Source organism: Streptomyces lydicus (genome assembly GCF_001729485.1).
Taxonomy (GTDB): Bacteria; Actinomycetota; Actinomycetes; order Streptomycetales; family Streptomycetaceae; genus Streptomyces; species Streptomyces lydicus_D.
In genome coordinates this window covers 3,882,769-3,909,445 of record NZ_CP017157.1, presented here as the reverse complement: position 1 = coordinate 3,909,445, position 26,677 = coordinate 3,882,769, and the positions used below count along the sequence as shown (strand labels likewise).

Genomic DNA, 26,677 nt, shown 5'->3' with positions numbered 1-26,677 from the left:
GCACCCGCACCTCGGCATTCCGGGGCCGACCGGCTCACGCTGCCAGGAGCTCCGCCCACCGGGTGACGCCGCCCGCATGGACATCTGTGCCGCACCGGGTCGCCAGGGCGGTGACGATGCCGAGGCCGCGGCCGCACTCACCCGGGTAGGGCTCGACGACCGGCCGCCCGCCCGCGGCCGCAGGCCCCGCGTCGGTGACCTCGATCCGCAGGGTGGTGCGCCCGTCGACGATCCGTGACAGCCGCAGCACCGCCGGTGGCCGGGCGTGGGCGACCGCGTTGGTGATCAGCTCCGAGATCACCAGGAGCGCGTCCTCGGCAAGGTCCGGGGCCAGGTTCCAGTGCGCCAGGACCGCACGCGCCCGACGGCGTACGACCGAGACAGCCCCGGGGAGGTGCGGCAGCGGCCAGACCTGTTCGGCCGCCTCCCGAAACACCGCATCGAGTTGTGGCGTCATGCTGCCTCCTCCGAGGCCCCCTACCGGCTGGACGCCGGGCTTGAAGGGGACGCTAGGGGAGCCGGCGGAGACGGTCAATGAACAGCGGTCGGCATTACCGAACGCCGGTCCGCGAAGAGCCGTCCCTATCGGCAGATGCCGACCGCGGGACTACGATTGCCTCATGGCCGGCCCGGTCCAGTCGATCGAACGGGCGGCGGCAATCCTGCGTCTGCTCGCCAGCGGGCCCCGTCGGCTCGGGCTCGGTGAGGTGGCCGCGTCGCTCGGACTGGCGAAGGGCACCACCCACGGCATTCTGCGCACCCTGCAGAACCTCGACTTCGTCGAGCAGGACCCGGCGACCGGGAAGTACCAGCTCGGGGCCGCGCTGCTGCACCTGGGCACCAGTTACCTCGACGTGAACGAGCTGCGGTCCCGCTCCATCAACTGGGCCGACGCGCTGGCCGCCCGCAGCGGGGAGGCGGTCCGCCTGGGCGCGCCCCTGGAGGGCAAGGTGCTCATCGTCCACCACGTCTTCCGCCCCGACGACACCCTGCAGACCTTGGACGTGGGCTCGCTGCTCCCCCTGCACGCCTCCTCCCTCGGCAAGGTGCTGCTGGCCTTCGGCAGCGTGCCCCTGGAGCCGGCCGTGGAGGCCGGGCTGGAGGCGTACACCCGGCACACCCTGGCCGCCCCCGAGCGTATCACCGAGGCGCTCGCCGAGGTCCGGGAGCTCGGCTGGGCCGCCGAAGTGCAAGAGATGATCACGGACGAGGCCGGCATCGCCGCGCCGATACGGGGCCACGGTGGCCTCGTGGTGGGCGCCATCGGCATCTCCGGCACGGTCGAGCGGATCTGCGACCCCAAAGGGGTTCCGCAGCCGGCCCTGGTGACCCAGGTCCGCCACGCGGCCCGGGCGATCTCCAGGGATCTGGGGGCCGGCCACTGGTGAGTCCCCGCCCTCGTGCACCGCAACGGAAGGCTGATCATGGTTGAGCGGTATGTGATGTCCATCGACCAGGGCACCACCTCCACCCGATGCATCCTGTTCGACCACCAGGGGCGGCTGGTATCGGTCGCCCAGCGGGAGCACCAGCAGCACTTCCCTCGGCCCGGGTGGGTCGAGCACGACGCCGTCGAGATCTGGCACACCCTGCAGCGCGTGGTGCCGCAGGCACTCTCCGACGCCGGTGTCGGCCCCGATGAGGTCGCCGCTGTCGGGATCGCCAACCAGCGCGAGACGACCGTGCTGTGGGACCGGCAGACGGGCGCCCCGCTGGGCAGGGCGATCGTCTGGCAGGACACCCGTACGGCTGCGCTGGTCGAGGACCTCAGAAGCCGGCCCGGGGACGAGTTCTTCCTCCGCCGCTGCTGCCTGGCCCCGTCCACGTACTTCTCGGCCCCCCGGATCCGCTGGCTGTTCGACCATGTCGACGGGCTGCGGCAGCGCGCCGAGAACGGCGAGGTGCTGTTCGGCACGATGGAGAGCTGGCTGATCTGGAACCTCACCGGCGGGCGGGCCGGCGGCTTGCACCTCACCGACGTCACCAACGCCAGCCGCACCATGCTCATGAACATCAGCACCCTCGACTGGGACGAGGAGCTGCTGGAGTTCTTCGGGGTCCCCCGCCCGATGCTCCCGGAGATCCACTCCTCGGCCGAGACCTACGGAACCGCCCGCGCCGTCCTCCCGGGTGTCCGCATCGCCGCGGCGCTCGGCGACCAGCAGGCCGCGCTGTTCGGGCAGACCTGCTTCGCCCCCGGCGAGGCGAAGTGCACCTACGGGACCGGCAGCTTCCTGCTGCTCAACACCGGTACCGACCTCGTACGGTCCCGGCACGGACTGCTCACCACCGTCGCCTACAAGATCGAGGACCAGCCCGCGGTCTACGCGCTCGAAGGCCCGATCGCCGTCACCGGCGCGCTGGTCCAGTGGTTCCGCGACCGGCTGGGGCTGATCAGCACCGCGTCCGAGATCGAGACCCTCGCCCGCACCGTCGAGGACAACGGCGGCTGCTACATCGTCCCGGCGTTCTCCGGCCTGTACGCGCCGCACTGGCGCAGCGATGCCCGCGGTGTCATCGTCGGCCTCACCTCGTACATCACCAAGGGGCACCTGGCTCGGGCCGTGCTGGAGGCCACCGGCTGGCAGACCCGGGAGGTGGTCGACGCCATGAACGCCGACTCCTCGCTCGCTCTGAAGGTGCTCAAGGTGGACGGCGGCATGACGTCCGACAACCTGCTCATGCAGTTCCTGGCCGACGTGCTCGACGTGCCCGTGGTGCGCCCCATGGCCGTCGAGACGGTCTCCCTGGGCGCCGCCTACGCCGCCGGGCTCGCCGCCGGCTACTGGCCCGACCTGGAGGTCCTGCGCCGCAACTGGCACCGGGCCGCCCAGTGGCTGCCGGACATGCCCCCCGAGCGGCGGCAGTCGGAGTACGAGAACTGGCAGCGGGCGGTCGAGCGCTCGCTCGGCTGGATCGCGCCGCCGAACCCGCCCTGACGGCTCGTCTCCCCGGCCCGGGAGGCGATCGAACCGGTCACCGCCAAGCACCTCCTGGGGGTGACCCCAGGAGGTGCTCCGATGAACTCGGCGGGCTGATGGGGCCCGTGGGATCAGGCCGCGGCGGGTGTGTAGTGCCCCGCGTCGCCGCCTGCGAGGGCGCGGCTGGAGGTGCCGTCAACGCCCACCGGGGCGTCCCCGGCGACGGTCACCCGGTGCAGCAGGCGGGGCAGGTCGCCGTAGTCGTCGGGGGCGTAGTGCTGGGTGATGCGGTTGTCGAACAGGACGAGGTCGCCAGGTGTCCAGGCCACCCGGACGATGTTCTCCGGCCGCGTCACGTACGACTGGAAGATGCGCAGCAGGTCCCGGGACTCGGAGGGGCCGAGGCCCTCGATGGTCTGCGCGAAGCCGCCGATGAACAGGCCGCGCTCCCCCGTCTCGGGGTGCACGCGCACCAACGGGTGGGCGGTGCGGTACGTGCGCGAGACGAACTTCTTGCGGTGCTCGGCCGCCTTGTCGTTCTTCGGGGCGGCGTAGTCGTAGTCGTTGGTGTGGACGGCCCACAGCTTGTCCGCCAGCTCGCGCAGCGGCTCGGGGCCGGCCGGGCGCCGGGGAGGCGCGGGTTCGTCGGGCAGGGGCGGGCAGCGGCGTCAGCGCGTCGCGGGGACGCGCCACGAGCTGAGTCGCTTCTCCACGGCCACCAGCAGCTGGTTGAAGGCCACGCCGATGACGGAGATCGTGACGATGCCCGCGTACATCTGCGGAATGGCGAAGTTGTACTGGGACGCGTTGATCAGATAGCCGAGACCGGCCTTGGCTCCGATCATCTCGGCGGCGACCAGGACGACGATGGACACCGCACCGGCCAGCCGGATTCCGGTGAAGATCGTCGGCACCGAGGCCGGCAGGATCACCTTCTGGAACAGCCGCGGGGCGGACAGGTCCATGGACTTCGCCAGCCTCAGCAGGGTGGGGTCGACGGTGCGTACGGCGCTGATGGTGTTGAACAGGATCGGCCAGGCGCACGCGTACACCACGATGGAGATCTTCGACGTCTCGCCGATGCCGAGGAGCAGCACGAACACCGGCAGCAGGGCCAGGGCCGCGGTGTTGAGGAAGACCTGCAGCAACGGGTTGAGGAGATCGGCGACGGGCCGGTACCAGCCGATGAGCAGGCCCAGCGGTACGGACACCGCGACGGCGATGCCGAAGCCGCTGAACGAACGCACCAGGCTCGCCTGCGCGTTGTCGGCGAGCTGGCCGTTGGCCACAAGTTCCCACCATGCCCGGGCGACCTCGCTGAACGGCGGCAGGAAGGTCCGGTCCACCAGGCCGAAGCGGGGCGCCAGCTCCCACGCGAGCAGCAGGGCGAGGATCGCCACCGACTTGGTGGCGGCGGTCAGTGCCGCGCGCAGGACGCGGGGCAGCAGGGACGGGCGCCGGGACCGCGGCCCGCCCGGCCTGATCAGCGGGACGGCCGCCGGCTCCTCGGTGGCCACCGGCGGTGTACCGGTGGCCGGTGCGGGGGCGTCCTCCGGAGGCTTGAGTTCCTCCGGGGTCCTGCGTCGGGTGCGCGAACCGCTTGCGAGGCTCATGCGGAGACCTCCTCCTTCTCCAGCAGTTGGGTCCTGGTCACCTCGTCGTGCAGAAGCGTCCAGATCTCGTGTCGGTACCGTGCGAACTCGGGGCTGGACCGCAGGTCGTCCGTTGCCGTGCGGGAGTCGAGGCCGATCGGTACGACCTGCTTGATGCGACCGGGCCTGGAGGTCATGACGGCTACTCGCTGTCCCAGGTAGACGGCCTCCTCGATGCCGTGGGTGATGAAGACGACGGTCTTTCCGGTGCGCTGCCAGATGCGCAGCAGCTCGTCCTGGAGCAGCTCCCTGGACTGGGCGTCCAGTGCGGCGAACGGCTCGTCCATCAGCAGGACGTCCGGGTCGTAGGCGAGGGAGCGGGCGAGGGCCACGCGCTGGCGCATGCCGCCGGACAGCTCGTGCGGATGGCGGTTCTCGAATCCGGCGAGCCCGACCAGGTCCAGGTACTCGCGGGCACGGGCGGCGCGCGCACGTCGTGGCACGCCGGTCGCCTCCAGGCCGAACTCGACGTTGCCCAGGGCGGTGCGCCAGGGCAGCAGCGCGTACTGCTGGAAGACGATGCCGCGGTCCAGGCCGGGCCCGGTCACCGGTTCGCCGTCCAGCAGGATCCGTCCGGCGCTCGGCCGGGCGAGCCCGCCCAGCAGGTCCAGGAGGGTGGACTTGCCGCAGCCGCTGGGGCCGACCACGACGACGAACTCCCCGGCGTCGATCCGCAGGTCGACGCCGTCCAGAGCGGTGAACTCGTCGTCCGGGTGCGTCGCACCGCGGCCCTGGGCCCTCCCCCTCTTGACGGGAAAGGACTTGCCCACCTGTTCGAACTCGATCTTGGGGGTGGTGGCTTCAGGCACGGTCAGCTCCCGCTCTTGGAGGTCGGCCCGGCCGCGGACGGCTTGCCCCGCCGGCCGTACGCGTTGAACTCGTTGGTGTAGAGATCCGACGCCTTGACCTGGCCCTTCTCGATGTCACCGCGTTTGGCGAGCCAGTCGATCCACAGCTGGAGCTCCTTGTCGGTGATCCGCCCGGCGGTCTCGGCGACGCCGAACGACTTCCAGTACTTCAGCGGGGCGGTGCCCTCGTTCCGGCCGCGCTTCTTGACGATCTCGACCTGCCGGGCGATGACCTCGTCGCGCGGTCGCGCGCGGGCCCACTCGATGGCACGCGCGACGCCCGTGACGAACGTGCGCGCGGTGTCAGGGTTCTCCTTGAGAAACCGGTCGTTCACCACGTACGTACCGGCGGAGAAGTCGCCGAGCAGCTGGTGGTCGGTGAACAGCGGCCTGATGCCTCCGGTCTGCAGGGCCTTGTCGCGGAGGATGTCGCCGAGGACGCCCACCTGGATCTGCTTCTGCCGCAGCGACTGCTCGGTGTTGACCGGGGGCACCACCAGCGGCTCGACCTTCTTGGTGTCCGCCTGCGACAGGCCGTGGCGTTGCAGGTAGATGTCGAGCATCGCCTCGGAGTGCGCGCCGAGCGTGTTCATCCCGACCTTCTTGCCGATCAGGTCACGGGCCGAGTGGATCGGGCTGTCCTTGAGGACGTAGAAGCCGTTGTAGGCAGCCTTGTCGACGCCGTAGTAGCTGATGACCGCGGTGATGGGAGCCTTTCTCGCCGCGAGCTTGACGACCGCTCCGTTGAACGCGCCGCCGAAGTCGACCTGCCCGGTGGCCGCCGACTGGATGTCCTGCGGCCCGCTGATCGTGTTGCCGACCCACTTCAGCTTCACGTCCTCCAGGAAGCCGAGGTCCGCGGCCAGTTCGGGCAGGAGGACGGACCCCGCCCAACCCTGATATCGCAGGGTCTTGGTCTGATTCCTGGCCGCGCCGCCACCCCCGGAGCCGCAGCTGACCGCGGCCGCCGAGAGGCCCAGCAGGGTGAGGAACTGTCGTCGGCTGGAGGGGGTTATCAGCGTGCTCATGGCAAGGTCCTGTCCGAGTGGTGGGTGGAGCGCGGTGCGACGCGTACGGCAGTTGCTGCGGACGCCGGGGTGCGGGGCTGCGTAGGAGTTGCCGGGTGGGCTACGGGGCGGCGGGGGCGACGGCCGGTGCGTGCGGGCCGAGCGGCCGGGCGAAGCCCTCCGGGGCCTGCGTCAGGCGCGGTTCCCCTGTCGGCGGGCGCAAGGGCAACCCGAGGCGCGAAAGCCGAAAGGGAAAGGCGAATGATGAGGTGAAAGAAGCCGGCACGCACACCGAACCCGGCAGATTCCAGGGAGGTGTACGGCGGAAATCACCGGGCGACGAGGAATTTCCGGGCCGGAATGTGCACCGGGATCACGGGTCGCTCAGGAGCTGACGCCGGTCGGCGGCTCTAGCAGCCAGCGGCACAGATGGCACTGGCCTGGCGTCGAAGATCGACGTGCAGGCGTGCGGTGAAGTTCTGCGAATGACTCACACTCGGGAGGTTGGCAGCGGAAATCAGCCACGTCAATGCGGCGACCGCCCTTGCCCCACTTTCTGATTCTCCCGCCACGCGCGCGCAGCATCACGTTCACAATCGCAGCCACACGCAGCCCCCGCGGATCGTGATGATGTCCCGGCCGGCCGCTGAGTGGCCGGCCGGGACATCGGACTCAGGCCAGGTCGAACCGATCGAGATTCATCACCTTGTCCCAGGCCGCTACGAAGTCGCGTACGAACTTCTCCCCCGCGTCAGCGGATGCGTAGACCTCCGAGACGGCCCGGAGCTGGGAGTGCGAACCGAAGATGAGGTCGACGGCGGTGGCGGTCCACTTGGCCTCGCCCGTGGCGCGATCCCGGCCGTCGAACACGTTCTCCGACGCGACCGACGCCTTCCACTCCGTGCCCATGTCGAGCAGGTTGACGAAGAAGTCGTTGGTCAGTGCCTCCGGCCGGTGCGTGAGGACACCGTGCGGGGACCCCGCGAAGCCGGCGTTGAGGACCCGCATGCCGCCGATCAGCACCGTCATCTCGGGTGCGGTCAGCGTCAACAGGCTGGCGCGGTCCAGCAGGAGTGTCTCCGGCGACAACTTCTCTCCCGCCCGGAGGTAGTTGCGGAATCCGTCTGCCCTGGGTTCGAGCACGGCGAACGACTCCACGTCGGTCTGCTCCTGCGAGGCGTCCGTGCGCCCCGGTGCGAACGGGACGGTGATGTCGTGCCCGGCATTCTTCGCGGCCTGCTCGACGGCCGCGCATCCGCCCAGGACGATCAGGTCGGCGAGGGACACCTGCTTCCCGCCGGTCTGCGAGCCGTTGAAGTCCTGCTGGATCTGCTCCAGGGTCTGCAACGTCTCGGCCACCTCCGGCAGGTCATTGACCTCCCAGTCCTTTTGCGGCGCGAGGCGGATCCGTGCCCCGTTGGCCCCGCCACGCTTGTCGGTGCCGCGGAAGCTTGCCGCCGCCGCCCAAGCCGTGGCGACCAGCTGGGGGACGGACAGCCCCGAGCTCAGGATCCTGTCCTTGAGAGCAGCGATGTCCTCGTCCGCGACCAGTTCGTGATCGACGTCGGGGACGGGGTCCTGCCACAGCTGCGGCTCGGGAATCCACGGACCGAGGTAGCGCGAGCGGGGGCCCATGTCGCGGTGCAGCAGCTTGTACCAAGCCTTGGCGAACGCCACCGCGAGCTTGTCCGGGTTCTCGTGGAAGCTCTTGGTGATCGGCGCGTAGACCGGATCCAGTTTCAGCGCGAGGTCCGTCGTCAGCATCATGGGCGCGTGCCGCTTCGACGGATCATGGGCATCGGGCACGGCGTCCTTGGCCGCGGGGTCCGTGGGAGTCCACTGCTTCGCGCCGGCCGGGCTCGTCGTCAGCTCCCAGTCGTACCGGAACAGGTTGTCCAGGTACCCGTTGTCCCACTTCGTGGGCTCCGAGGTCCATGCGCCCTCAAGTCCACTGGTGAGCGCGTCGCCGCCCTTGCCGCTGCCGTGGGTGTTCCGCCAGCCGATGCCCTGCTGCTCGATGGGGCACGCCTCGGGTTCCGGGCCGATGTACGAGGGATCGACCGCGCCATGACACTTCCCGAACGTGTGGCCACCGACGATGAGCGCCACCGTCTCCTCGTCGTTCATCGCCATCCGCCCGAACGTCTCGCGGATGTCCCTGGCCGCGGCCATCGGATCCGGGTTGCCGTTGGGCCCCTCCGGATTGACGTAGATCAGGCCCATCTGCACGGCGCCGAAGGGCCCGGTGAGTTCCCTGTCGCCGGTGTAGCGCTCATCGCCGAGCCAGGTGTCCTCGGGTCCCCAGAAGATTTCCTCGGGTTCCCAGATGTCCTCCCGCCCGAAGCCGAACCCGAACGTCTTGAATCCCATCGATTCCATGGCGCAGTTTCCGGCATAGACCAGAAGGTCGGCCCAGGAGATCTTCCGACCGTACTTCTGCTTGACCGGCCAGAGCAGACGGCGCGCCTTGTCGAGGCTTGCGTTGTCCGGCCAGCTGTTGAGGGGGGCGAAACGCTGAGCGCCGGCGCCGCCACCGCCCCGGCCGTCGGCGATGCGGTACGTTCCCGCGGCATGCCAACTCATCCGGATGAAGAGCGGCCCGTAGTGACCGTAGTCGGCAGGCCACCAATCCTGTGATGTCGTCATCACCTCCAGGACGTCCTGCTTCAGTGCGTCGAGATCGAGGGTCGCGAACTCTTCCGCGTAGTTGAAGTCTTCTTCCATCGGGTTGGACCGAGATGAGTGCTGGTGGAGAACCTGGAGGTCCAGCTGATTCGGCCACCAGTCCCGGTTCGTCCGGGGCCGGGTCGGTGTGGGGGCCGGGGAGGGGATTACAGGGTTCTCGCTTTCGCTGCCGGACACGTCCGTCCTTCTTCCTGTCTCGGTGATTCCTTCTGCTGGTTTCCTTTGCCGTCAGTTGCTTTGCTGGTGTCGAGCACTGCGACGCGCGCTCGTGGCGCGCCATGGCGCCCGCCGGCTGGAAACGCCTGACCAGGTCCGCGGACATCACGCGGGCCAGCAGCCGGCGAGAACCTTCCCTTGTGCACGACGCCGATGATCAAGCCTGGGTCGGCGTCCGTATGGTTGCGCACCGCAGACCCCACTGCCACGAGAACACGCAGGGCGCCGCCGCGTAACCAGCCTAAAGTCCGGAGACCGTCCGGTCGCCTTGACGGCAGCGTCGCCGGCGGACGCGCCCTGACCTGGCGCGTCCCTGCCGGAGGTGCCGATGAATGGGCGCCTGCTCGTCCCGGCCCGGTACCGGTCCGCATCGGACTGATCACCGAACGAGGTGGGGACGGAGCGCTTCGGCGGCGCGTACCGGTTCGCCCGCTCCGAGCGCCGGCTGTCGACGAGCGGCGGCGCGGGCGGCTGCACCATGATCGGCCTCGGGGTGGCCGTTGCCGCCACCGGCCATCAACGAGGCTCGGAAGCAGTTGGCACGATCAGCGCTGAGGCCGGGATCAGGATGGTGAAGCGACTACGCCAGGGGCACGGCGCGGATCGCGGAGATGTCGAACTGCAGTCGAACCTTCTCGCTCACCATGGCGCCGCCCGCCTCCAGGCGCTGGTTGTAGACCAGGCCCCAATCGGTGCGGTCGATCGTGGTGGTGGCGTCGAAGCCCGCTCGCTCATAGCCGAACGGGTCCAAGACCGAGCCGAGGTAGTCGAGTTGCAGCTCGACGGGCCGAGTGACGCCGCGGATGGTCAGATCCCCTGTCATGCGGAAGCTCTCTCCGCCTTCGTGGGTCGTGGAGGTACTGCGGAACGCCATCTCCGGCCAGCGGCCCGCGTCGAAGAAGTCGGTACCGATGAGGTGTGCGTCCCGCTGTTCCACGCCCGTGTCGACGCTGGCGACCCGAATGACGAGTTCGGCCCGGGACCGGGAGGGCTCGGCTCCGTCGAAGTACAGCGCGCTGTCGTAATCAGCGAACGCGCCCCGTACCGTCGTGACCATCGCGTGCCGCACGGAGAATCCGATGCGGCTGTGCGGGCGGTCGATGGTCCATTCTCCGGTCAACGCACGAAGTGCGGGGTCGAGCGCAGCTCCGGCGGCGTCGGCCGCCGGGAAAGGCGTACGGGGGCCGGCTGCCGACGTCGGCTCGATCGTCGCGCTGTGGCGACGGCTGAAGATACCCATGCGGTCGTAGCCTCCCTCGAATCTGATTACTCCGTGCTATCACGGCATGGGGAGACGCTTCCCAGCGAGATGGGTGGTCTCGTCCAGATTCCAGGCTGCCGCCTGCAAAGATGCACAGGATCGACACGAATGTGGATGCACTGTCAGGCAGTCGGCTGTTACGTATTGTCACCGGTGGCGCCGCTTGCGAGGGACGGCGCGGGATCAGCGGTCGGCGATGTCCTCGCGAAGTCCGTCGGAGAACTCCCACCACGACAGGGGGAGCCAGTCGCCGTTGACGAAGGCATCGACAGTCGCACCACGACCGCGGACGGTAACCGTCGTTCCGGGCGGGTACGAGGTGCCGGACAGTCCCGGCACGGTGACCAGCAAGGTCCCGAGTCGCTGCGCTGCTGCCACGTGTCGCCCTCGCTCTCTCGTATCTCGGTATGACATTGCGATACCCAGAGTGGATATTCCCTCCCACAATACCGGCTTGCCCCGTCCAGCGGACCGGAGAATCATGAGCGATAGGTCACGTCAGAGGGGTGGGAAATCAGCGCGCGCTCTGCACCGAGCAGGAGGTGGCAGCAGATGAAGGCCGTCGTCTACAAAGGGCCGTTCACCGTGGCGGTCGAGAATGTCGAAAAGCCCAACATTCAACACCCCAACGAAGCTCTCGTAAGAATCACGTCCACTGCGATCTGCGGCTCGGACCTGCATATGTACGAGGGGCGCACGGCGGCCGAGCCGGGCATCGTCTTCGGTCACGAGAACATGGGAGTCATCGAAGAGGTCGGCCAGGGCGTCACCTCCCTGAAGGAGGGCGACCGTGTGGTGATGCCCTTCAATGTCGCGTGCGGGTTCTGCACCAACTGCGTCGAGGGATTCACGGGATTCTGTCTGACCGTCAATCCTGGATTCGCGGGCGGCGCTTACGGCTATGTGGCCATGGGTCCTTGGGTGGGCGGCCAGGCGGAATACCTGCGCGTGCCCTACGCAGACTTCAACTGCCTGAAGCTCCCGCCGGGAAACGAGCACGAGACCGACTTCATCCTGCTCGCTGACATCTTCCCCACCGGGTACCACGGCTGTGAACTCGCCCAGGTGCGCCCGGGCGAGAGCGTGGCGGTGTACGGCGGCGGGCCGGTCGGGCTCATGGCCGCCTACTCGGCGATGCTGCGCGGCGCGAGCAAGGTCTTCGTCGTGGACCGGGTGGCCGAGCGCCTGGAGAAGGCTCGGGAGATCGGCGCGGTGCCGATCAACTTCGCCGAGGGCAACCCGGTGCAGCAGATCAAGGACCAGACGGACGGTGCCGGCACGGACAAGGGTGTGGACGCCGTCGGCTATCAGGCGATGGCGCACGGCGAGGCCCGCGAGGAACCGGCGACCGTCCTGAACTCGCTCGTCGAGACGGTCCGGCCCACCGGCGCCCTGGGCGTGCCGGGCCTGTATGTCCCGGCGGACCCCGGAGGCCCCGACGAGGAGGCGAAGCGGGGCATGCTCCTCGTGTCGATCGGCAAGCTCTTCGAGAAGGGCCTGCGGATGGGGACGGGGCAGTGCAACGTGAAGCGCTACAACCGGCAGCTGCGCGACATGATCGTCGCGGGCCGGGCGAAGCCGAGCTTCGTGGTGTCGCACGAACTTCCCCTGGACCAGGCCCCCTCGGCATACGAGAAGTTCGACAAGCGGATCGAGGGCTACACGAAAGTCGTCCTGCATCCGTAGAGCTGACGGCACGCCCCGCCCTCATGGGCCGGGCGTGCCACGCCGGAGGCCGGCGGCCGCATCTCGCCCGATGCGGTCGCCGGCCGTCGCGTCACCCCGTATCGGCCGCCTGTTTAGGTGCCGGGCTTCCCGCCCATGCGACGGCGACGTCGAGTTCGTCGTATCCGAACCGCCGCACCTCGGCCTGGATGAAGTGCTTCGCAATGTGCGGCACCAGGCCGGCGAGCTTGCTGTCGGCCGCCAGCGCGACCTTCCTGACCTTCCGGTGGTGGTCACGGACGAAACGCACATGGCGGAGCATGCTTCCCACGTTCTCCCAGCCGGGGAATTCGCGAGCGTGGACCACCACACCGGCCAATTCGGTGTGGGTTTCGAGCCAGCTGTCCGCGGTGAGCGCCAGGGCGTCGAAGTCCTGTGTACGCAGAGGTTCTTCGACCTCGATCACAAGGACCTGGGGCCCGTGGAGGAGACGGTGGGAAACGCCGGGCGCCTCGGGCAGCGAGGTCAGCCAGTCAAGGGCCGCCGCGCGCTCCTCCATACCGAAGACACGTACCGGGCAGGGCATCAGAAAACTCGTGAGGCTGGTCGACTTACGTATCCAGCCGATGTCGCTCACGAGTGCGCAGCCCTCGAACAGCCGCAGCGAACGCATACCGACTTTGAGGTCCTCCCAGCCTGCCGCCGGGGTGAACGTCCTGAAATCGGGGCCGAACTCGCACAGAATTCGGAGACGCCGGCCTTCAGCGCGGGCGTCATTGATCAACGGCTCGATCACCGTTTCGTAATCCTTCTTCGAGACGGTACCTGTCGCCTTCACTGCAGAAATTCCAGCAGGCACGTCCTCGAGTCTCTCAAGCATTCCGTCCTTCTCTCCGCACGTGCCATCGCCCGGGCTCTACGCGGCCGGCGGAAGTGGCCGAGTGATCAGTGGGCCGCGCAGACAGCCTCGACGAAGTGGCCCACCTGTTCCTCCGGCAGGCGGCGAGCGAGGTCCGCCTCACTGATCATGCCGATCAGCCGGTGGTTGTCGATGACCGGCAGCCGCCGGATCCTGTGCTCCGCCATGGCCCGGAGCACGCGATCCGTATCGGCCTCCGCGTCAATCGTGATCGGCTTGCCCTGTTCGAGCTGGCCGGCGGTCATGGTCTTCGGGTCCTTGCCCTTGGCGAGACACTTCACCACGATGTCCCGGTCGGTGATGATCCCGTGGAGCCGGTCGTCCGGCCCGCAGATCGGGAGCGCCCCGACGTCCAGCTCGCTCATGCGGCGCGCCGCGGCCGCCAGCGTTTCGCTTTCCTCGACGCAGATGGCACCGGTGTGCATGATCTCTCGTGCCGTGGTCATCGCCGCTCCTCATGAGTCCCTCGGAGCCGGAACCGCACCCGACTGGTACTTCCTACTGCCAGTGTGGAACCTCCGGATCCGGCGTGCATACCGAGCCCGCACGGCCGAAATCCGGGGCGCGCCGGCCCGTACGGCGAGCGTTCACGGCGAGGCCCTCGGCGCGGGCGCGTCACCCGGGGAGATCGGCACCACCGCCTACCGCGCGCCGTACACGCCGGTGGCCTTCGCCGCCCTGGCCGGGCGGGAGCGCGGCGAGCTGTTCGATCCGGAGCGCACGACGTCCCTGCACAGCTGGCACACCGCGCACGGGGCGGAGTTCGAGGACGTCGGGCAGTGGAAGCGCCCCCGGTACTACCCCCTGCCCGGTGAGGACATGGACACGGCCGTGGCGCGCGAGTGCCGCGCGGCCCGCGAGGGCGTGGCGTTCATGGACGCCTCCACCCTCGGCAAGATCGAGATCTGGGGCGCGGACGCCGGGGAGTTCCTCAACCGCATCTACACCAACGCCTTCAAGAAGCTCAAGCCCGGTATGGCCCGCTACGGCGTCATGTGCAAGCCCGACGGCATGATCTTCGACGACGGCGTGACGCTGCGCCTCGACGACAACCGCTATTTCATGACCACCACGACCGGCGGCGCCGCCGGGGTCCTGGACTGGCTGGAGGAGTGGCTGCAGACCGAGTGGCCCGAACTCGACGTCCACTGCACGTCGGTGACCGAGCAGTGGACGACGATCGCCGTCGTCGGCCCCCGCTCCCGCGAGGTCGTCGCCCAACTCGCGCCCGACGTCGACCTGTCCACCGAGGCGTTCCCGTTCATGGCCTTCCGTGAGACCACCCTCGCCTCGGGTGTCCCGGCCCGCATCTGCCGGATCTCCTTCTCCGGTGAACTCGCCTACGAGATCAACGTCTCCGCGTGGTACGGCCTGGCGGTCTGGGAGGAGGTGGACGCGATCGGCCGCCCGTACGACATCACGCCGTACGGCACCGAGACCATGCACGTCCTGCGGGCCGAGAAGGGCTACATCATCGTCGGTCAGGACACCGACGGCACCGTCACCCCGCAGGACGCGGGCATGTCCTGGGTGGTCTCGAAGCAGAAGGACTTCATCGGGAAGCGGTCCTACGCCCGCGCCGACACCTCCCGCACCGACCGCAAGCAGTTGGTCGGCCTGCTGCCCCGCGACCGCACGACCCGGCTGCCGGAGGGCACCCAGCTCGTCGCGCCGGACGTGCCCCTCACCCCCGATGCCGGGCCGGTGCCGATGCTCGGCCACGTCACCTCCAGTTACCACAGCGAGGCGCTGGGCCGCCCGTTCGCCCTCGCCCTGGTCGCCGCCGGCCGGGACCGGGTGGGCGACACGCTCCTCGCCCCCGTCGGCGACGACCTGGTCCCCGTCCAGGTCACCGAACCCGTCCTCTACGACCCCGAAGGGACCAAGCGAGATGGCTGAGCCGACGATCGACGCGGGCGCAGGTCCCGTGGCACTGCGCAGAAGCCCCCTGGCACATCTGGAGGAGCGGATGCGCGCCGCCGCCGTCACCGGTGCCCGTGGCGTCACGCTGACCGAGCGGCCGTTCCTCACCATGGTGAACCTGCGCGTCGACCCCGCTTCCGAAGCGGCCGCCCGCCTCGGGAAGACCCTGGGGGCACCACTCCCGCGGCAGTGCGGCCACACCACCAGCTCCGGCCCCCACTCGGTCGTCTGGCTCGGCCCCGACGAGTGGCTGGTGCTGTCCCGGGCCGAATCGACCGAGGTGACCGCCGAGTTGCGGGAGGCACTCGGCGGAGACCCGGGCTCGGTCGTGGACGTCTCGGCCAACCGCACCACGCTGGAGCTGAGCGGCCCGAGCGCCCGGCAGGTACTGGAGAAGGGCTGCCCGCTGGACCTGCACCCCCGGTCCTTCGCACCCGGCCGGGCCGTGTCGACCACGGTGGGCCCCGTCGCGGTCCTGCTCTGGCAGGTCGACGACACGCCCACGTACCGGCTGTTCCCGCGGTCCTCGTTCGCCGACTACCTGGCGCGCTGGCTCATCGACGCCATGAGCGAGTACCGCGGCCCCGAGGTCCCCTGAGGGCGCTCCCGGCGTCTTCGGCCTCTCCCCGGCCGAGGCCCTCACGACCATGCGCGACACCGCCCGGACAGATGGATCACATACCCGAGGCCGCCGCCCGCGGCGGCCTCGCCGTCCACGTAATCGAGTGCTGACACCATGACTGATCTCGCAGCTTCCGCCACGGCCACCGTCGAGCACGTACTCACCGTCGACTGCCCCGAGGCGCCCGGCATCGTGCACGCCGTCTCGCGGTTCCTCCTCCAGCACGGCAGCGACATCATCGACAACCATCAGTTCGGTGACCGTCGCGACGGCCACTTCTTCATGCGGGTGCGCTTCGCCACCTCCGGCAGCGAGAACGGCACCGAGCTGCTGCGCCGGGACTTCGCCGCCGTGGCCGCCCCGTTCGCGATGCGGTGGCACCTCGAACCGGCCGGCACCCGGCGCCGCGTGCTGGTGATGGTGTCCCGCCACGGCCACTGCCTCAACGACCTGCTCTTCCGCACCCGCAGCGGGGACCTGCCCATCGACGTGGTCGCCGTGGTCTCCAACCACCCCGACCACGAGGGGCTCGTCAGCTGGCACGGCATCCCGTTCTTCCACGTGCCGGTCACCGCCGCGACCAAGCCGCAGGCCGAAGCCCAACTCCTGGATCTCGTCGACGAGTTCGCCGTAGACCTGGTCGTACTGGCGCGCTACATGCAGGTCCTCTCCAACGACCTGTGCACCCGGCTGGCCGGCCGGACCATCAACATCCACCACTCGTTCCTGCCGAGCTTCAAGGGCGCCAAGCCCTACCACCAGGCCCACGAGCGCGGCGTCAAGCTCGTCGGCGCGACCGCCCACTACGTCACCGCCGACCTCGACGAAGGCCCGATCATCGCCCAGGAGGTCATCAACGTCGACCACAGCCACACCCCCGACGACCTGGCCGCCATCGGCCGCGACGCGGAATCGGCGGCCCTGGCCCGAGCCGTCCGGTGGCACTGCGAGGGCCGGGTGTTCGTCCAGGGCAGGCGCACCGTGGTGCTCCGCTGACGGCCGGCCCCTCGAACCCCGTACCCGACGCAGACAGGCCCGGGCTCCCCCTTCACGCCCAGGGGCCGGCGCCGTCACATGCTGATCTCATCGACCTTGTCGTTCCAGTTACCACCCCCGAGCCACCAGGGATACGAGAGCCGGGTGAAGTCGTCGTAGCCGCTGCCGGCCGCGAGGAGCATCCTGGCGTCGAGCCCCGAGTGGTAGTCGATGCATTCGACTCCGCCCTGGGGCCGCCAGACCGCGGCACTGCTCGCCTGGTCACGGAAGCCCCACTGGGCGAGCTTCTTGTGTCCCGGCGACGACCACATCAGCCGTCGTCCGTTGAAGTTCTTCCGCTCGTAGAGGCAGACCCAGCCCTGGGGACAGTCAGGCCACGCCTGAGCGGCGTTGACGCTCCCGATTACCCGGTGGGCCTCGTTCACGGTGTCGTAGCAGCGGACGTCCCCGACCGCCAACTCGGCGCAGACCTGCGCGCTGCCCCACCCCTTGCTGAGGTCGATCTTCTTGTCGTGGTATGACGCGATGACCCCGCCCCTGGAGCTTGCCGTCCCTGCCGATGGGGCCGTGGGGTACGCGGACGCGGTGGCGCGGGCGGCAGTTGCGCCGGTGGTGGCACTTGCGGTCGGGGCAGCGGTGAGGCCCCCGGTGAGGGCGACTGCGGCCGCGGTCAGAGCGATGCGCTTGCGTGTTTGCACGGTTCGAGTCCTTCGCTGTTGTCGGATGCTCCGCCCGGCCCGGGGCGGCCGGGCGGCCCCGGTCGCGGAACAGGCCACCGTTCGTCCCCGCGAGGTCGGTTACGGGTGGCGATGACGCATAACAGCCTGGCCGTCCCGACGGAACGGGGCGATGCTTTCAGCGAGGGCTGAATGGTTCGGGCATCGGCGGGGGCCGGGCATGCTGCGTGTGCACTGCACTGCGGAGGATCTGCTGAGGGTGACGGTCGCTGATCGGCCGGCGCCGTTGGTGGAGCTCGGTCTGGCCTTGGAGATGCTGCAACGGCGCGATGCGCACCCGGTGTTCGGCCCGTGGCGGCAGCGGGTGGCCCGCACCCTTCCGCGGTCGGCGCGGCCGATGGTGCAACTGGTCTCCCCGCTGGGGGCGGGGCCGCTGTTCCTGGACCCGCCCAGCCACGACCTGGAAGAGGGCCTGGACCAGATCCTGTCGACGGCCCGCGCCCGGGCCCGCGCGGAGCTGCGTCGGATGTGCGCCCTCGACCGTCCGCTCACCCCGTGGGTGCGTCAGCTCGCCGACGGGGACCGGGACGCCTGGCAGGTCCTCGCGCAGGCGGTACGTGCCGGCCATGCCAGTGTCATCGCGGGGGCCTGGCCCCGTATCCGGGCCGGCTTTCACGCCGAGGTGGCGTGGCGCTCCCGCATCCTCGCCCGGCAGGGCCTGCACGCCACCCTGACGGGGCTGGCACCGTCGATCCGCTGGCGCGGCATGACCCTGGAAGCAGCCTTTCCCCGCGACCTCGACCTCACCCTTCACGGGCACGGCATCGTCCTGCAGCCGTCCCTGTTCTGGGCCGATCACCTGCTGGCAGCGCCACAGGACGACGGTCGGCTGCTGCTGATCTACCCGGCCGTCACCCCGCTGCCGCTGCGGAACACGGCGCCCCCCGACGACCCGCTCGCCGCCCTGGTCGGCAGCACTCGCGCGCTGGCCCTGCGGCTGCTCGTCCGGCAGCACACCACCGCCGGTCTCGCCCGGGAGCTCGCGGTCAGCGCAGCGGCCGCGTCCATGCAGGCCAAGATCCTCCGGGAGGCCGGCCTGATCGTCTCCCGCCGCGACGGCAAGGCCGTGTGGCACTGGTGCACCCCGCTGGGTCTGGATCTCCTCGTCCACGGAAGCGCATGAGTTCCCTGGCGGCGCATCGCCGGTTTTCCCTGCTCGGCAATGACGTGGACGCGCGGGCCGGGACGATCTAGCGTCGGGGCAGCGACGGCGCCGCACCTCCGCGCGCACCGCACCGGCACACGGGGAGACCATGTCCAACGGGAACGAGTCCATCGAGCGCACCGAAGCGCCCGTCACCTTCATCACCGGCGGATCGAGCGGGATCGGGGCGGAGACCGTGCGCCGCCTGCTGGGCCTCGGCCACCGGGTGGCAGCGACCGGGCGCAGCGCGAAGAAGCTGGCCTCGCTGACCGAGGCCGCGGCGGAAGCGGGGGCGGGCGACCGGCTGCTGACCTTCGAGGGGGATGCCGCGGACTGGGGTCATGTGTCGTCAGCCGTCGAGGAGACCGTGCGCGCGTTCGGGCGGCTGGACCACGCGGTCGCCAACGCCGGGTACGCGACCAACGGCACGGTCGAGACCGGCGACCCCGAGGAGTGGCGGGGCATGGTGCTCACCAACGTCCTGGGACCCGCACTGCTGGTGCGGGCGGCGCTCCCGGCGCTGAAGGCGGCGCAGGGCCGGGTGGTGCTGATCGGGAGTGTCGCGGGTTTCAAGAACACGCCCGGCAACCTGTACTCGATGACGAAGTTCGCGGTGACCGGGCTGGCGGAGAACGTCCGCATGCTGACGACCGGGTACGGGGTCGGCACGACGCTGATCGCGCCCGGGCGGGTGCTGACGCCGTTCTGGGACGAGCGCCCCGGCGGCGCCGACGCGGCGGGCCCGATGATCTCCGCCGAGCACCTGGTGGACACCGTCGTGTGGGCGCTCTCCCAGCCGCCTGGCGTGGACGTGAACACGCTGGTGGTCCGGCCGATCGGCCAGCCGAACTAGGCGGTCGCCGGGGCGGTCGCGGTGGCGGACGACGGCCGGTGAGGCGCGCGGCCCTGCGGCGATCCCGCGCCCGGGCACGGTTGGACCGGCCGGCGGCAAGGCCCGGGACTGCTCGCAGGGCCACCCCGGGAACGGGGCGTGCGGACGCTACCGTCCGGTGTAGGTGAACTCGTCCGCCGGGCTGGTCGGAGAGGTGGCCTTGCCGACCGTCACGGTGATGTTCACCGTCTGGTGGACGTCGAGCTGATCGGGTGCGGTCGCGGTGAGCTGGCCGGTGGAGACGAACTTGACCGAACCGGATGCCTTGTCCTTGAAGTGCACGGTGGCGCCGTTGGCGAAGCCCGAGCCGTTGATGGTGACCGGGGTGCCGACCTTTCCGCTGGTCGGGCTGACCGCACTGACCACCACGGGTGCGGGGCCGCCATAGGCGAACTGCGCCATCGCGACGGCCGGGGAGGTGCCGAGGGTGTTGGTGACGCGGACGTGGACGACGCCGTTTCCGTTGGGGACCTGAGCGGTGATCCTTCTGCCGGAGGGGTCGACCTCGCGCTTGGTGCAGGCGAAGTGGCCGAAGTCGACCATGCTGTCCTGACTGAAGCCGGTGCCGTTGATGGTCACCGTGGCGCCTGCCGCACCGAAGGTGGGGCTCAGGTCGGTCACCACCGGCCCGGCAGGGACGGGAGGCGCCCCCACCAGGTCCAGGTAGGTGGAGTTGGCGTGCTGGAAGGCGACCTGGCCGAGGAAGTCCTGGGTGGTCTTGTTGACCAGGTTCTTGGCGAGGCTCGTGTATTCGGTGTTCATCAGGCAGAGCGTGCCGGGCTGGACGTAGACGTTGCCCCTGGTGCGCTCGGAGATCGCCCCGATGAGCAGCTTCACCTCGTCGGTCGCCTGCGGTCCCGGGCTCGGGTACCAGTCGGCGGTGGTGTCGAGATCGGCCCACGCGTGCGGTACCAGGTCGAAGGCGTTGTTCTGGCGCTCGTCGATGCCCCACGGCACGGAGTCGAAGTAGTCGACGAAGCTCTGCCCGCCTGCGGTGGGAGCGGCATAGGTGATCACCGCGAACCTCGGCTGCTTCGGCCAGGTCTTGGCTTGCAGGTACAGCGCGAGCATGGTGGCGATGCAACCGCCCAGGCTGTGACCGGTCAGATAGACGGTCGGCTGCGGCGAGGAGGGCGCCGACTGGAGCGCGGCGGAGAGCGCCTGGGCGAGCGTGACGTTCGGGGAGGGCGCGACGATCGAGCGGGCGTTGACAACCCGTTTGAACGCATCCATGGCCCCCTTGGAAACGGTGATGGGCTTCGGCGATCCGCTCTCGGGGAACGGGACGACCGTGCCGACGTCGAGGTCCTCGAGGACGTCGGTCAGGTCGGCGTCCGTTCCGCGAGCGACCACGGCGAACTCGTTCGAGCCGTTGGTGCTCTGCGCGATGTAGGCCATATTGGCGTTGGCCTCGCTCAGGGCGAGCCACGTCAGCTTCCACTCACCCTGCGTCGCAAGCCTGGGATCGTTCAGTTGCGCGTTGATGCCGGTGATGATGCGTTTGGTGTGCTGCTCCAGGGTTTCCCCGGACGGGCGCGGGGTGGCGCCGGTGGCTGCGAAGGCAGCCAGGGTCATGGTCACCTGGGCGACTGTCGGATCGGGTGCCATCGTCGTTCCTGCTCCTCGGGTCTCGTGCCGGTGCGGAGGCGGGACGGCCTTTCGGCAGCATCAGGGCAGATCTGTGCCGAACCGACCGTCGGGAGTGGATCGCACACAATCAGACCTCTCCGCTGCGTCGTCCGGTGCCTTTCCTGCCTTCAGGTCGACCAGGTTCACCTTGTTGGCCGTTCGTCATATGTGCGTACGGTGCGCCGAGCCAGGTGCGCAGCGCGGTCGCCGGAGCGACGGTGTCCGCGGGCAGGCCCGGGCACCGGGACCCGTGCCCGTGGCGGCCCCGTCCGGTGCGCAGGTTCGGGGGGGGAGCCGGGGAACTCGCTGAGGTCTTCCTCGGCGGGTGCTGAGGGGTCAGCCCGCCGGAGCGCGGGTCGGCGGCCGGGGCAGCCGTTGAGCACAGCCGGCAGGATCGTCCCTGCGTCCCAAGAGGTGGCGGATCGCCACGGCTCTGCGTGTGAGGCTCAAAAAGCTTGGCCGGCAAGCGGGTTGGGGATCGATACTCGAGCGCAGGGACGTTCGAGCGGGAGGCGGGGGCTGCCGGTGAGTGCGTTGCGGGACGGGGAGACACGACGAGCCCGGGACTTGGCGCGGGAGGCCGTTCGGCGGTTGGCGCCGGAGGAGTTGGCGCTCTTCGAGGAGACGGCCGAGGCGTACTTCGACGATCCGAGGCGGGAGGACCGGAAGACCCGGCAGGAGCCGCTGGGGATCGGCATCGACGCCGTCGTCATCGGGACGTTGACGCAGTTCGCGCTGCCGGTCGCGTCGGCCGTCGCGGGGAACATCGCCACCGATCTGCTGCGCCGGGAACGCCGGCGGGGCTGGTGGCGACCGAGGCGGCGGGGCGGTGGCGGTGACGGCGGTGCGGCCAATCCGTTCGCCGCGCCCGGCACCGCACGCGCCGTGGAGCAGAGCGGCTCCGAGCCCGCCCGCGGCGAGGAGCTGGAGCGGCTGCGGCGGATCGCCTACGACCGGGCCACGGCGCTGGGACTGCCGCCGGCGCAGGCAAGGCTGCTGGCGGACGCCATCGTCGGCGGGATGCAGGCCCCGTCGGCTCCGGACGAGGAGGAGGGCACGTCATGAGCGCCGTGCCCGCCGGCGCTGCCGTGGGCATGCCGCATCCGTTTCGGATGCCGTCGGGGACGTCGCTGCGGTTCGCGCTGCTCATCTTGAGCATGTCGACGGCCATGGCGACGACGCTGGGCGGGTTGGTCGGGATGGCGGCGTACCTCGGGCTGGGTGGCGATATCGGCGGCATCACCGAAACCATGACCTGCGCGGCCGCGAACCTCCCTGGCGCAGCGACCGACCCCGGCAAGTTCGCCCGCATCTGCCCGCAGCCGAACCTGGGCGATCAGACCGCCCTGGGACTGGCGGCTCTCGGGGCGCTGTGGCTGGCCGTCGGCATCGTCTACTGGCTGTTGCCGGCCTACCGGATCCGCCGGCGGCGCCTGCGGCCGTTGCCGACCACCGGCCTTGCCGATGTCCGGCGAACGCTCGATGAGATGGTCGCGGTCGCCGGGTTGCGCTGCCGGGTGCGCTTCGTCGTCGACTGGCGCGACCGGGCACCCAGCGGGCTCGCCTTCGGTCGGGTCGGGCGGCGCCATGTGATGCTCAGTACCGGACTGTTGCAACTGCACCGGCAGGACCCCGAGGCATTCCGCGCGATCGTGCTGCACGAACTGGCGCACCTGCGCAACCGGGATGTGGACATCGCCTTCCTCACGATCATCTGCTACCGGTTGTTCGTGGTCGCCGTCGCGATACCGATCGCCGTCACCGCGCCCTACGCGCTGCTGGTCGCATGGCTGTTGCTGCCGTCGAGTCTGCTCTTCCAGCTGCAGTTCACCCTCGCCATGTGCGCACTCGCGGCCACCGTCGCCCTCACCAGCACCGCGGTGCTGCGCAGCCGCGAGTTGTACGCGGACGCCCGGGTCGCGGTGTGGACCGGCGGAGCCCCCTCCCTGCGGCGCTTGCTCGCCGCTCAGTGCGACCGCGAGCGGACCGACCGCCGTCGTTCTCCCTTCCTGCGCCCGCATCCCCCGGCTGCCAAGCGGCTGGCGGCTCTGAGCGACCCACGACTGCTGTTCGCCTTCGGTCCCCGGGAAGCATTCGGACTGGCTCTGACCTGCTCACTCGTCTATCAGCAGATGTCGCAGTGGGCCGAGGAGGCCGCCCGTCTCACGGACCAGGGCAGCCCGCTGTCCGCCGTCGTCCCCTCCGTTGTGCTCGGCGGTGGCGTGGCGATGGGCATCTGGCATGCGGTGCTGGCCGCACGGCTGAGCCGTGGTCGGTGGGAAGCCGCCCATCGCACGGGGCTCGCCACCGCGGCCGGGCTCATCGTGGGCACCTTCGGGGACAAAATGCACGGCACGGCGCTGGCCCTCGGCGTCGCCGACGCGTTACCGATCCAGCTGTCGTGGTGGCTGATTCTCGGGGCCGTCGGCTACGGATTCGTCCGGTGGAACGCGGCGACGGCCCGGGTGTGGGCACCCGTGGTGCTGGCCAGTCGGCGCCCGTTGCTGCTGGTCGTCGGCGGGTGCGCGGTCGGCGTCGCGCTGTTGAGCATCTGTCTGGGGCACGCCTACGCCGCCGGCGCTCCGGGGTTCCAGCTGGTGCCGCTGCCCCACCCGCTGAACCTCCTTCCGACGCCACTGGACTACCTGGGGTTCGTGTTCTCCACGGCCTTCGTCCTCACGCCGCCGCAGTGGGTGATCACTCTGGCCGTGGTAGCGGCCGGATTCCCGCTTGCCGCGCGGCTCGGCGTACGGCTCTCCGGGCGGCGCCGCGCCGGGGCATCCACCGCAGGGCCCGAACGCTTCCTCCTCCAGGCCGTCTCGGCCGAGGACTCGGCGGCACTCCTGGCCCCGCCGCAGCTGCGCCCCCTGAAGGCCCTGGTGCAGGGCGCGGTCTTCGGCGCCGCCGCCGGGCTCGGACTGTGGCTGTGGCACCTGTTCTGCGCCCTGGTCTTCCCCGGGCCGATCGAACGGGTCGGCGCGGTCTTCAGCTTCTATCAGATAGCGCTGGCGACACTGCTGCAGCTCGCAGTCGGCTTCGTTGTCGCATGGCGACACGCACGCGGCGAACTGCGCGCTCTGCACGGAATTCTCGGCGTCCTCGGCGCGGGACTGCTGCTGCCACTGGCCGCCATCACCGCACGCAACCATTTCGCCTGCGTACGGTGGGGCACCGGCCACGCGGCCTGCCGCGTGGCGCCGGACGTGGCGTTCGCGGTGTCGGCGACACCGACCGTCACCGCCTGGGCCGCGGCCCTGGCCCTGCTGTTCATCCCGGCCTGGACCGCGTGCCGCGACAGCCGGCTGCGCCGCCCGGTCATTGTCCGGCTGGTCACAAGCGAAGCCGGACGGTGACTTACACAGAAAATGTTCCCGCCGGGAATCGCGTAACCGGTACCGGCGGGACGATAACCGCGCCGGTAACGGAATTTGACGCTCGGCGAACACCTACCGTGCGAGATTCCTGGTGCGCACCGGCGTTACCAGGGTGTGCCGCAGTACTTCTTGCCACTGTCGGTGAGCAGGCAGGCTTTGGCCAGGTAGCCGTGGTCCGGCATCCACTTGATGCCGGTGTACATCCGGTCCGTGGCGTCGATCCGGCCCTCGTAGTCCAGGTGCCAGGAGTGGTACTGACGGCCCTTTCGGTAGAGATCCACCAGGCAGTGATGTCCCCAGGATTCGCCGCGGGTGCGGACGTAGGGGTTGGAGCTGGATCCTGTCCACTGCAGCCATGCTGCGCATCCCTGCCCGGAGGATTCTTCGGCGGTGACGACCGAGACAGAGATGAAGTGGATGCCGGATGCCTGCGCTGACGTGGTGCCGCCTATCACCGTGGCAACTGCTGCTGCCGCGGCCACAACCGCACGGATGGTTTTCATGTCCTCGATTCCACCCTTCAGTATCAACTTCCTCCATCTGAAGCACTGACCAGAGCGCTGACCACCGACAATCCCGTTGATCCACCCCTTCGCCGTGAAGTCACTGTGATGACGACGCCAAGGCGAACACCGGGTCCTCAATCAGGGAGCTGCGACTGCCGGACGACCACTCCCTCAGCGGTGAGTGCCAGTTGACGCTTGTCAGGCTCCCCCGCTCCGACGGACGGACGCGATGCTTTCAGCGAGGGCTGAACTGTTCGACCGCAAAGGGGGCCGGATCTGCTGTTCAAGCCCGCCGGGCGAGGAACTGGCGGGCGCCGCGCAATGTGGTGTGCAACTTGTGCTGGGTGGCGCGGCTGTCGAGACGGACATCGAGCGCCCCGGGCAGTGCGCTTTCGGCCCGCAGACCGACGGGAAGTCGGGAAGCGTCGAGCCCATCACGCTCGGCAATCAGCATTCCGAGTTCATGACGGCTCACGGCGTCCGCTCCTGCCAGATGGTGCACGCCGATCGCCTCACCAGACGCGAGTTCCAGCAGGGCCGCCGCGAGGTCGACGACATGCACGGGGCAGCGGATGTCATCGGTGAAGAGGACGCCCTCTCGGCTACCGGCCGCGAGGTCGTGCACCAGTCGTACGTGCGTGGACTGCCGGTCACCGATGATCAGGGAGGTACGAGCGATGACGGCATCGGGGTGCATGAGGCGCACCCCTGTCTCCGCTGCGGCCTTGGCCGCACCATAGGGGGTGACGGGGTCGGGGAGGCAGGACTCGTCGTAGTGGACTCGGGCGCCGGAGAACACCGCGTCGCTGGATACCTGGACCAGGCGACAGCCGTACTTCGCCGCAGCCAACGCCAGGCGGACGGGACCTTCGGCCGTGACCACCCAGTCGGATCCGCCGCTCGTCGCGTTGACGACGACGCGCGGGGCGACCTCAGCCACGACTGCTTCGACACTCCGGGGGTCCCGAAAATCGAGGGCGTGCCACCTGACCTCCGCGGTGCTGCCGGGCCTGGTCGCGAAGGTCGCGGCCGTCGCGTGCCCCGCCGCTGCCGCTTGGCGGACCAGCTCAGCGCCCAGAAAACCGCTACCGCCGATGATCAGGATCCTCATGACACGACACGGTAGGGGAGCAACGAGCTCGGCCCGCAACAGCCAGGGCAGGTGGGGCCCGCCCGTGTTGCTCCGAGCGGACGGATAATCTGGGCCCGTCAGCGAAGATCACAGAAGGGCGGAACAACATGGCAGACATCGTGGAGACGGCGGCGCGCAAGGTCTTCGACCGTTACGACGTCGACGGGGACGGCCAGGTCACCGCGGACGAATACCGCAAGGTCGTGGCGGAGTTGGAGGGCTCGGAGATCACCGAGTCGCAGGCCCAGGAGCTGATCGACTCGCTCGACACCAACGGCGACCGCCAGATGTCCTTCGAGGAGTTCTGGGCGGCCATGAATGGCTGACACTTCCGGGTCCGGCACTTGAACCTGCCGGACCCGGTTCGTCATCCCCCGACCCCAGCAGACTGCCCAACAGATACAGCCGTGGGCCCGCCACGCGTCAGACGGGCCGCCGCCTCGCTCCCGGCGTAGCGCCGGTCTCTCGCAGCACTCTCGCCAGGGTATCTGCTGGTGAAAGCCGACGGAGCCGGAACACAACTGCCGTCAGGCCGACCGCCCCACGTG

General features: G+C 69.7%; 24 protein-coding genes and 2 pseudogenes. 11 read left to right on the top strand and 15 right to left on the bottom strand.

Annotation, left to right across the window (positions count from 1 at the left end; translation table 11 throughout):
* Positions 1 to 34: 34 nt before the first annotated feature.
* On the bottom strand, positions 35 to 457 hold the full coding sequence (locus SL103_RS16945; protein WP_069569858.1) for an ATP-binding protein: 423 nt from the start codon (positions 455 to 457) through the stop codon (positions 35 to 37).
* 163 nt (positions 458 to 620) lie between these two features.
* Here SL103_RS16945 and SL103_RS16940 point away from each other — a divergent pair, with 163 nt between their 5' ends.
* Positions 621 to 1,388 carry an IclR family transcriptional regulator gene (locus SL103_RS16940; protein WP_069569857.1) on the top strand — a complete coding sequence of 256 codons (768 nt, stop codon included), beginning with the start codon at positions 621 to 623 and terminating at the stop codon, positions 1,386 to 1,388.
* Between the two features lie 36 nt (positions 1,389 to 1,424).
* Entirely contained in the window at positions 1,425 to 2,939 is a 1,515-nt protein-coding gene (gene glpK / locus SL103_RS16935; protein ID WP_069569856.1) for a glycerol kinase GlpK, read from the top strand.
* Positions 2,940 to 3,052: 113 nt separating this feature from the next.
* Here glpK and SL103_RS16930 read toward each other — a convergent pair.
* The 8 genes and pseudogenes from SL103_RS16930 to SL103_RS36020 form a co-directional block, all read right to left on the bottom strand.
* Positions 3,053 to 3,535 (bottom strand): annotated as a pseudogene (locus SL103_RS16930) (TauD/TfdA dioxygenase family protein); the annotation flags it as partial.
* 54 nt (positions 3,536 to 3,589) lie between these two features.
* On the bottom strand, positions 3,590 to 4,534 hold the full coding sequence (locus SL103_RS16925; RefSeq protein WP_069569855.1) for an ABC transporter permease: 945 nt from the start codon (positions 4,532 to 4,534) through the stop codon (positions 3,590 to 3,592).
* Positions 4,531 to 5,382, bottom strand: coding sequence for an ABC transporter ATP-binding protein (locus tag SL103_RS16920; protein ID WP_069569854.1), 852 nt, complete (start codon positions 5,380 to 5,382; stop codon positions 4,531 to 4,533). The genes SL103_RS16925 and SL103_RS16920 overlap by 4 nt, the downstream gene beginning before the upstream one ends.
* Positions 5,383 to 5,384: 2 nt before the next feature.
* Positions 5,385 to 6,449: an ABC transporter substrate-binding protein gene (locus SL103_RS16915; RefSeq protein ID WP_069569853.1), complete on the bottom strand. Its 1,065-nt coding sequence runs from the start codon at positions 6,447 to 6,449 to the stop codon at positions 5,385 to 5,387.
* A gap of 389 nt (positions 6,450 to 6,838) precedes the next feature.
* Entirely contained in the window at positions 6,839 to 6,922 is an 84-nt protein-coding gene (locus SL103_RS39535) for a putative leader peptide (RefSeq protein WP_397737615.1), read from the bottom strand.
* Between the two features lie 178 nt (positions 6,923 to 7,100).
* Entirely contained in the window at positions 7,101 to 9,290 is a 2,190-nt protein-coding gene (katG, locus tag SL103_RS16910) for a catalase/peroxidase HPI (RefSeq protein WP_069569852.1), read from the bottom strand.
* Positions 9,291 to 9,909: 619 nt separating this feature from the next.
* A complete protein-coding gene (locus tag SL103_RS16905) occupies positions 9,910 to 10,569 on the bottom strand; it encodes a YceI family protein (RefSeq protein ID WP_069569851.1) in 660 nt (219 codons plus the stop codon).
* 204 nt (positions 10,570 to 10,773) lie between these two features.
* Positions 10,774 to 10,968 carry a hypothetical protein gene (locus SL103_RS36020; protein ID WP_244303929.1) on the bottom strand — a complete coding sequence of 65 codons (195 nt, stop codon included), beginning with the start codon at positions 10,966 to 10,968 and terminating at the stop codon, positions 10,774 to 10,776.
* A gap of 174 nt (positions 10,969 to 11,142) precedes the next feature.
* Between SL103_RS36020 and SL103_RS16900 the strand changes: the two genes are divergently transcribed.
* Entirely contained in the window at positions 11,143 to 12,276 is a 1,134-nt protein-coding gene (locus tag SL103_RS16900) for a glutathione-independent formaldehyde dehydrogenase (RefSeq protein ID WP_069569850.1), read from the top strand.
* A gap of 91 nt (positions 12,277 to 12,367) precedes the next feature.
* Here SL103_RS16900 and SL103_RS16895 read toward each other — a convergent pair whose 3' ends face one another.
* A complete protein-coding gene (locus SL103_RS16895) occupies positions 12,368 to 13,135 on the bottom strand; it encodes an STAS/SEC14 domain-containing protein (RefSeq protein WP_069569849.1) in 768 nt (255 codons plus the stop codon).
* 65 nt (positions 13,136 to 13,200) lie between these two features.
* Positions 13,201 to 13,620: a CBS domain-containing protein gene (locus SL103_RS16890; RefSeq protein WP_069569848.1), complete on the bottom strand. Its 420-nt coding sequence runs from the start codon at positions 13,618 to 13,620 to the stop codon at positions 13,201 to 13,203.
* Between the two features lie 139 nt (positions 13,621 to 13,759).
* Between SL103_RS16890 and SL103_RS16885 the strand changes: the two are divergent.
* From SL103_RS16885 to purU, 3 genes and pseudogenes are all read left to right on the top strand, one after another.
* Positions 13,760 to 15,073, top strand: a pseudogene (locus SL103_RS16885) (glycine cleavage T C-terminal barrel domain-containing protein); the annotation flags it as partial.
* The gene (locus SL103_RS16880) at positions 15,066 to 15,695 is read left to right on the top strand and encodes a sarcosine oxidase subunit gamma (RefSeq protein WP_069569847.1); all 630 of its coding nucleotides are present in this window, start codon (positions 15,066 to 15,068) and stop codon (positions 15,693 to 15,695) included. The pseudogene SL103_RS16885 and the gene SL103_RS16880, both read left to right, overlap by 8 nt.
* Before the next feature lie 138 nt (positions 15,696 to 15,833).
* Positions 15,834 to 16,715, top strand: a complete 882-nt coding sequence (gene purU, locus SL103_RS16875; protein WP_069569846.1) for a formyltetrahydrofolate deformylase — start codon at positions 15,834 to 15,836, stop codon at positions 16,713 to 16,715.
* A gap of 74 nt (positions 16,716 to 16,789) precedes the next feature.
* Here the strand turns inward: purU and SL103_RS16870 are convergent, their stop codons facing one another.
* Positions 16,790 to 17,413, bottom strand: a complete 624-nt coding sequence (locus tag SL103_RS16870; RefSeq protein WP_069569845.1) for a peptidase inhibitor family I36 protein — start codon at positions 17,411 to 17,413, stop codon at positions 16,790 to 16,792.
* Positions 17,414 to 17,651: 238 nt separating this feature from the next.
* On the opposite strand from SL103_RS16870, the gene SL103_RS16865 reads away from it, so the two are divergent.
* Both SL103_RS16865 and SL103_RS16860 read left to right on the top strand, forming a co-directional pair.
* Complete coding sequence (locus tag SL103_RS16865) at positions 17,652 to 18,575, top strand: ArsR/SmtB family transcription factor (RefSeq protein ID WP_079145790.1); 924 nt, start codon at positions 17,652 to 17,654, stop codon at positions 18,573 to 18,575.
* A gap of 130 nt (positions 18,576 to 18,705) precedes the next feature.
* Positions 18,706 to 19,449 carry an SDR family oxidoreductase gene (locus SL103_RS16860; protein WP_069569843.1) on the top strand — a complete coding sequence of 248 codons (744 nt, stop codon included), beginning with the start codon at positions 18,706 to 18,708 and terminating at the stop codon, positions 19,447 to 19,449.
* Between the two features lie 147 nt (positions 19,450 to 19,596).
* Here SL103_RS16860 and SL103_RS16855 read toward each other — a convergent pair whose 3' ends face one another.
* Positions 19,597 to 21,096 (bottom strand): IPT/TIG domain-containing protein, encoded by a 1,500-nt coding sequence (locus SL103_RS16855; protein ID WP_069569842.1) that lies wholly within the window; start codon positions 21,094 to 21,096, stop codon positions 19,597 to 19,599.
* Positions 21,097 to 21,684: 588 nt separating this feature from the next.
* Here SL103_RS16855 and SL103_RS16850 point away from each other — a divergent pair.
* The gene (locus tag SL103_RS16850) at positions 21,685 to 22,182 is read left to right on the top strand and encodes a hypothetical protein (RefSeq protein ID WP_164492821.1); all 498 of its coding nucleotides are present in this window, start codon (positions 21,685 to 21,687) and stop codon (positions 22,180 to 22,182) included.
* Positions 22,179 to 24,470, top strand: coding sequence for a M48 family metalloprotease (locus tag SL103_RS16845; protein ID WP_069569840.1), 2,292 nt, complete (start codon positions 22,179 to 22,181; stop codon positions 24,468 to 24,470). The genes SL103_RS16850 and SL103_RS16845 overlap by 4 nt, the downstream gene beginning before the upstream one ends.
* A gap of 125 nt (positions 24,471 to 24,595) precedes the next feature.
* On the opposite strand, the gene SL103_RS37855 is transcribed toward SL103_RS16845, so the two are convergent.
* Positions 24,596 to 24,994: a hypothetical protein gene (locus SL103_RS37855; RefSeq protein ID WP_164492820.1), complete on the bottom strand. Its 399-nt coding sequence runs from the start codon at positions 24,992 to 24,994 to the stop codon at positions 24,596 to 24,598.
* Positions 24,995 to 25,280: 286 nt separating this feature from the next.
* Positions 25,281 to 26,108: an SDR family oxidoreductase gene (locus SL103_RS16840; protein WP_069569839.1), complete on the bottom strand. Its 828-nt coding sequence runs from the start codon at positions 26,106 to 26,108 to the stop codon at positions 25,281 to 25,283.
* Positions 26,109 to 26,236: 128 nt separating this feature from the next.
* Here SL103_RS16840 and SL103_RS16835 point away from each other — a divergent pair, with 128 nt between their 5' ends.
* Positions 26,237 to 26,455, top strand: a complete 219-nt coding sequence (locus tag SL103_RS16835; RefSeq protein ID WP_069569838.1) for an EF-hand domain-containing protein — start codon at positions 26,237 to 26,239, stop codon at positions 26,453 to 26,455.
* Positions 26,456 to 26,677: the final 222 nt, after the last annotated feature.

Bases quoted from the DNA above. Each gene is read 5' to 3' on its own strand.
- SL103_RS16945 (WP_069569858.1), bottom strand. From the start codon at position 457: ATGACGCCACAACTCGATGCGGTGTTTCGGGAGGCGGCCGAACAGGTC.
- SL103_RS16940 (WP_069569857.1), top strand. From the start codon at position 621: ATGGCCGGCCCGGTCCAGTCGATCGAACGGGCGGCGGCAATCCTGCGT.
- glpK (WP_069569856.1), top strand. From the start codon at position 1,425: ATGGTTGAGCGGTATGTGATGTCCATCGACCAGGGCACCACCTCCACC.
- SL103_RS16925 (WP_069569855.1), bottom strand. From the start codon at position 4,534: ATGAGCCTCGCAAGCGGTTCGCGCACCCGACGCAGGACCCCGGAGGAA.
- SL103_RS16915 (WP_069569853.1), bottom strand. From the start codon at position 6,449: ATGAGCACGCTGATAACCCCCTCCAGCCGACGACAGTTCCTCACCCTG.
- SL103_RS16905 (WP_069569851.1), bottom strand. From the start codon at position 10,569: ATGGGTATCTTCAGCCGTCGCCACAGCGCGACGATCGAGCCGACGTCG.
- SL103_RS16900 (WP_069569850.1), top strand. From the start codon at position 11,143: ATGAAGGCCGTCGTCTACAAAGGGCCGTTCACCGTGGCGGTCGAGAAT.
- SL103_RS16895 (WP_069569849.1), bottom strand. From the start codon at position 13,135: ATGCTTGAGAGACTCGAGGACGTGCCTGCTGGAATTTCTGCAGTGAAG.
- SL103_RS16890 (WP_069569848.1), bottom strand. From the start codon at position 13,620: ATGACCACGGCACGAGAGATCATGCACACCGGTGCCATCTGCGTCGAG.
- SL103_RS16880 (WP_069569847.1), top strand. From the start codon at position 15,066: ATGGCTGAGCCGACGATCGACGCGGGCGCAGGTCCCGTGGCACTGCGC.
- purU (WP_069569846.1), top strand. From the start codon at position 15,834: ATGACTGATCTCGCAGCTTCCGCCACGGCCACCGTCGAGCACGTACTC.
- SL103_RS16860 (WP_069569843.1), top strand. From the start codon at position 18,706: ATGTCCAACGGGAACGAGTCCATCGAGCGCACCGAAGCGCCCGTCACC.
- SL103_RS16855 (WP_069569842.1), bottom strand. From the start codon at position 21,096: ATGGCACCCGATCCGACAGTCGCCCAGGTGACCATGACCCTGGCTGCC.
- SL103_RS16845 (WP_069569840.1), top strand. From the start codon at position 22,179: ATGAGCGCCGTGCCCGCCGGCGCTGCCGTGGGCATGCCGCATCCGTTT.
- SL103_RS37855 (WP_164492820.1), bottom strand. From the start codon at position 24,994: ATGAAAACCATCCGTGCGGTTGTGGCCGCGGCAGCAGCAGTTGCCACG.
- SL103_RS16840 (WP_069569839.1), bottom strand. From the start codon at position 26,108: ATGAGGATCCTGATCATCGGCGGTAGCGGTTTTCTGGGCGCTGAGCTG.
- SL103_RS16835 (WP_069569838.1), top strand. From the start codon at position 26,237: ATGGCAGACATCGTGGAGACGGCGGCGCGCAAGGTCTTCGACCGTTAC.